Annotated in this window: 6 protein-coding genes; 3 read left to right on the top strand and 3 right to left on the bottom strand. The window is 68.3% G+C overall.

Annotation, left to right across the window (positions count from 1 at the left end; translation table 11 throughout):
- Together ACQKIP_RS40800 and ACQKIP_RS40795 are read left to right on the top strand one after the other, a co-directional pair.
- Positions 1 to 623 (top strand): site-specific integrase (locus ACQKIP_RS40800; protein WP_427745331.1); only part of this gene is annotated, 623 nt, incomplete at its 5' end.
- A 429-nt stretch (positions 624 to 1052) separates the two neighbouring features.
- Positions 1053 to 1169, top strand: a complete 117-nt coding sequence (locus ACQKIP_RS40795) for a hypothetical protein (protein WP_365865398.1) — start codon at positions 1053 to 1055, stop codon at positions 1167 to 1169.
- A 204-nt stretch (positions 1170 to 1373) separates the two neighbouring features.
- Here ACQKIP_RS40795 and ACQKIP_RS40790 read toward each other — a convergent pair whose 3' ends face one another.
- The 3 genes from ACQKIP_RS40790 to ACQKIP_RS40780 all read right to left on the bottom strand — a co-directional run bounded on the left by ACQKIP_RS40790 (position 1374) and on the right by ACQKIP_RS40780 (position 3961).
- The gene (locus ACQKIP_RS40790) at positions 1374 to 1991 is read right to left on the bottom strand and encodes a TetR/AcrR family transcriptional regulator (RefSeq protein WP_365865396.1); all 618 of its coding nucleotides are present in this window, start codon (positions 1989 to 1991) and stop codon (positions 1374 to 1376) included.
- Positions 1988 to 2836: an oxidoreductase gene (locus ACQKIP_RS40785; protein WP_365865395.1), complete on the bottom strand. Its 849-nt coding sequence runs from the start codon at positions 2834 to 2836 to the stop codon at positions 1988 to 1990. Before ACQKIP_RS40785 ends, ACQKIP_RS40790 begins: the two co-directional genes overlap by 4 nt.
- A gap of 201 nt (positions 2837 to 3037) precedes the next feature.
- The gene (locus ACQKIP_RS40780) at positions 3038 to 3961 is read right to left on the bottom strand and encodes an RNA polymerase sigma-70 factor (RefSeq protein WP_365865393.1); all 924 of its coding nucleotides are present in this window, start codon (positions 3959 to 3961) and stop codon (positions 3038 to 3040) included.
- Positions 3962 to 4160: 199 nt separating this feature from the next.
- Here ACQKIP_RS40780 and ACQKIP_RS40775 point away from each other — a divergent pair.
- The coding region (locus tag ACQKIP_RS40775; RefSeq protein ID WP_427745330.1) for a carboxymuconolactone decarboxylase family protein at positions 4161 to 4400 on the top strand (240 nt) is incomplete at its 3' end.

Below are 4400 nucleotides of genomic sequence, written 5' to 3'. Positions count from 1 at the left end.
TCTACCTGCAGGCGGGTGCTGGACTGCGCATCAGCGAAACGCTTGCCTTCGACTCCGGGTGTCGACGCAATGAGTTCATCCGCGTCCGGTGGCAGGTGAACGCGAAGGGGTATCGCGCGGGCTGCAAGGTCCGCTTCATCCCGCTCAAGCACCGGTGTGAGGGTGAGTATCGGGATATCCCCACGGCGCCGTTCCTCGAAGCAGAGATGGCCGCGCATCTTGCGGACTGGGGAACAGCTTCGCGTGGGGAGCTGATGGTGTATTTCACGCCGCGTAACGGATCGAACGAGACAATGCCGACGGCCAACACGTATGCCCATCACTTCAGTAAGGCGCTCAAGCGCGCTGGTCTCGTGAAAGCAGACGGAACGCCCAAGTACACGCCACACAGCCTGCGTCATTTCTTCGCCTCGACGGCGCTGGCCAACGGCATCCCCATTCACGAAGTCTCACGCTGGCTGGGACACAAATCAATCAAAACGACTGTCGACATCTACGGCCATCTCGTGCCCGCCGCGTGGGACCGCTGTCGCGCGATCATGCAGAAGGCTATGCGTCCCGACTCGGTTATGGCCCCAGTGGTGGTAGCGGAACAGCCCGGCGGGCATGACGCCGCGGCGTGACGTGCTGGGTGATCGCGACCGCGCTGGATCGGTGCTGGATACGCTGCAAGGCAGCCCGGTTCTGGCAGGTGACAGCCGTGCCGTGGACCTTCGGCGACAACGTGAAGCGGCTGTTCTAGCTTCGTTTTCGGAGCTAGGTATACGTGCAGGTCAGGTGGAGTCGCACCGGCCGGGCCGGGGCAGCAGGTACGTGGTCATCGATGATGTGGAGTTGGCACCCGCGCTCCGCAGGGCGGCGATGAACCACATAGAGGCCCGGCTGCTCGCCGACCCCGATCCCGGTCCCAAGGGGATCGCGGCGGACCTGAACGTCTCTGTCCGCACTCTCTACCGCGCGTTCGGCCAAGGGGGCACCTCGTCAGTCATGCGCCATGTGCGCGAACGCCGACTCGAACGCGCCAGGGGGAGCTTCTCTCAACACGCCTCACCGTGTCCGAAATCGCCGCCCGCTGGCACTTCGCCGACAGCAGCCATTTCGGCAGGGCGTACAAGAAGCGATTTGCCGAGACTCCCACCGCAGGCCGGCGGCCCGCAGAGGGTGCTTGATCCAGGTGCATCAGGACTTCCGCGAGGGTGGCCAACTGCTCGGCAAGCGGGAGGAGTTCGCGGCGGTCCAGCTCCGCAGGAGTGCCCCGCACGCTGCGAGTCGGGCAACTCGGCGGCGGCATCGATACGATCCTGGTCCGGCGAGGCCCCGACCGGAACTTCAGGGTTCCGGTTCCGCGCCGCACCGCTTCCACGGCACATACCTCAGGTGATCAGGCCGGCGCTGGTCAGCCAGATGTGTTCGCATGTCGCCGACGCCTCTTGGAGCTTCTCGCGGGATTCCTGCGAGGCGTGGTAGAAGCTCCGCTCGATCATCCAGCACAGGGCGCGTGCCATCGCCGGGGCCTGGTCCGGTGCGGCGCCGGCCTGGATGCCGGCGCGTTCCAGGACAGCGGTGATGGCCGCGATGAACAGGTCAGCGGTGTGGTTCCACAGCTCGCCGATCTCCGGCACGGTCAACGACAGGTCGATCGCCGTGCGCATGACCAGGCCATGCTCATTCCACAGCTCGACCGTGCGCTGCATGGCCGCCGCGATGGCCTGGCGCGGCTCGTCGGTCTGCGCGGTGGCCAGGGAGCGTTCCCACAGATGCTCCACTGTCCGGGCCACGAGCGCCGTGACCACTTCCTGTTTGGAGCCGAAGTAGAAGTACAGGGCGCCGCGGGTGATGCCGGCGCCCCGGGCCACGTCGCCGACGGTCATGGCGTCGTAGCCCTTGTCTGCCAGCAGGGCTTCGCAGGTGTCGAGGATGGCCCGCTCCCGGACGTCTCCCTTGCGCTCGGCGGTGCGACGGCCGCGCGCGGAGTGGTGGTCGGGTGTCACAGCTGAGCGCCCTCGGCGAAGTCGGTCGTACGGGAGAGCGCCTCCCAAGTGCGAATGTCCTCGTCCACGGCAGCGCGTGCGGCGGTGACCAGTCGCAGCGCGTCCGAGCCCAGGACGAGGTGGGCCGGCGGCTGCTCGACCGAGGTGATGTGCACGACCGCTTCCCCGGCCTTGGCGGGATTGCCCAGCTGGTTTCCGCTCGCCTTCTGCCGCGCGTCGCGGATGGGGGCGAACAACTCATCGTAGTCGTCGACGGTGCGCTCGGCGCGTGTCATGGACCGTCCGGCCCAGTCGGTGCGGAAGGATCCGGGCTCGATCGCCGTCACGTGGATTCCGAACTGCGCGACCTCCTTGCCCAGCGCCTCCAGGATGCCTTCCAGGGCGAACTTGCTGCCGCAGTAGGCGGACATGCCGGGGACGGCCATCAGCCCGCCCATGGAGGTGACGGCCATCAGGTGTCCACGGCGGCGCGCGCGCATGTGAGGCAGCGCCGCCTGCAGGGTGGACACGGCCCCGAACACGTTGACCTCGAACTGCCGCCGCACCTCGGCCAGCGGGGTTTCCTCGAAGGTTCCCTCCAGTCCGTAGCCGGCGTTGGCGACGACGACGTCCAGGGGGCCGACGCTCCGCTCGACCTCCGCGACCGTGTCGGAGACTGCGTCATCGTTCGTCACGTCCAGGATGCGGCCGTGAGCGTGCCCGGGCCTGAACTCTTCGAAGGCTCGCAGGTCCCTCTCGGAGCGGACGGTGCCGACCACGGTGTGCCCGGCGGCCAGGGCGGCTTGCGCGAACGCGCGCCCCAGGCCCGTGCTGACGCCGGTGATGAGCCAGTTCTGCTGTTGCACTGTTCCTCCAGCAAGGTCTTGCGAGGAGCCGGGCTGCTCCCTCCAGCAGAAAGTCTACACAGTGTCGATTTTTATCGTTGCCACGTCGATTCTGATGTCTGGCGCGCCCGTACCCGTGCCCTCGCCCCCGCCCGTACGCGGTCGGCGGCGGCGCGCGCCCGATGCGGGGGCGCCCGGCTTCAGGGGTCTGCTCCCGCGGTATCAGCGGCCCACCGCCGTCTCCCGGTCGATGCGGGAGAGCTTCTCCGGGTTGCGGACGGCGTAGAGGCCGGTGATGAGGCCGTCCTCGATGCGGACCGCCAGGACGGATTCGATCGCGTCGCCCGTGCGCAGGATCAACGCCGGATAGCCGTTGATCTGCGCCGGATGCAGGCTCGCGGAGGCGAGCCTGCTGAGCACGCCGGCCACCTTTTCGGCGCCCACGACGGGTTCGAGGGCGGCCCGTACGATTCCGCCGCCGTCGGTAAGCAGGACTACGTCAGGGGCGATCGTGTCGAGCAGGCGCTGCAAGTCGCCCGATTCCACCGTCTGTTGGAAGGCCGTGAGCGCACTGCGTGACTGGGCCGGCGAGACGACCTCGCGCGGTCGGCGCGCCGCGACGTGGGCCCGTGCGCGGTGGGCGATCTGCCGGACCGTGGCGGGGGTCTTGTCCACGGCTTGCGCGATCTCTTCGTATCCGAGATCGAAGACCTCGCGCAGCACGAACACGGCCCGCTCGGTCGGCGCGAGTGTTTCCAGTACGAGCAGCATCGCCATGGAGACGCTGTCCGCCAGTTCGATGTCCTCGGCGACATCGGGCGCGGTGAGCAGCGGTTCGGGCAGCCAGGGGCCGACGTAGGACTCCTTGCGCCGACGCAGCGTACGCAGCCGGGTCAGCGCCTGGCGCGTGGTGATGCGCACCAGGAAGGCGCGCGGGTCGCGCACCGTGTCCTGGTCGATGTCCGCCCAGCGCAGCCAGGTCTCCTGGAGGACGTCCTCGGCGTCGGAGGCGGAGCCGAGCATCTCGTAGGCGACGGTGAACAGCAGGTTGCGATGGGCGACGAACGCCTCGGTGGCGGAGTCCGTGCCCTCGGCGCGGGGGCTGTGCCCGGTCGCGCCGGTCTCCTGCTGGGTGCGCTCGTCCATCGTCGGCTCCTGCCTGTCGCGCCTCATGTCCGTGTCACGCACAAGTCGCCGCTCCCCGCCTCGTTGTGACACATGGTCCCGGTGGCGTGCGTCACATCGGCGTGCTGTCACAGGGCCGGGGCGGCCGGCGACTTATGGGCATCAAGACGCTGCACGGACGATCCGCGCGGCACACGATTCCACGAGCGAGGACGTTGTGATGGAACCCCGTATGAACCTGTTCGCGAACGAGACCGGCGCCAGGATCGGCAAGCGGATCTACGCCGTCAGCCAGGTGATCCACGAGTCGCCGCTGCCGGGGCCCGTCCAGGAGCTGGTGCAGCTGCGCGCCAGCCAGATCAACGGCTGCGGCTTCTGCGTCGACATCCACTGCAAGGACGCCGCTGCCGCCGGTGAGAGCGCGGCCCGCCTGAACCTGGTCGCCACCTGCCAGAGCTGG

It is taken from the genome of Streptomyces sp. NPDC059900, from assembly GCF_050270335.1.
Classification (GTDB): domain Bacteria; phylum Actinomycetota; class Actinomycetes; order Streptomycetales; family Streptomycetaceae; genus Streptomyces.
The sequence above is the reverse complement of the archived record's forward strand: the minus strand, read 5'-3'. Positions and strand labels throughout refer to the sequence as shown.

Coding starts and splice junctions, on each gene's coding strand:
- ACQKIP_RS40780 (WP_365865393.1), bottom strand. CDS start 3,961: ATGGACGAGCGCACCCAGCAGGAGACCGGCGCGACCGGGCACAGCCCC.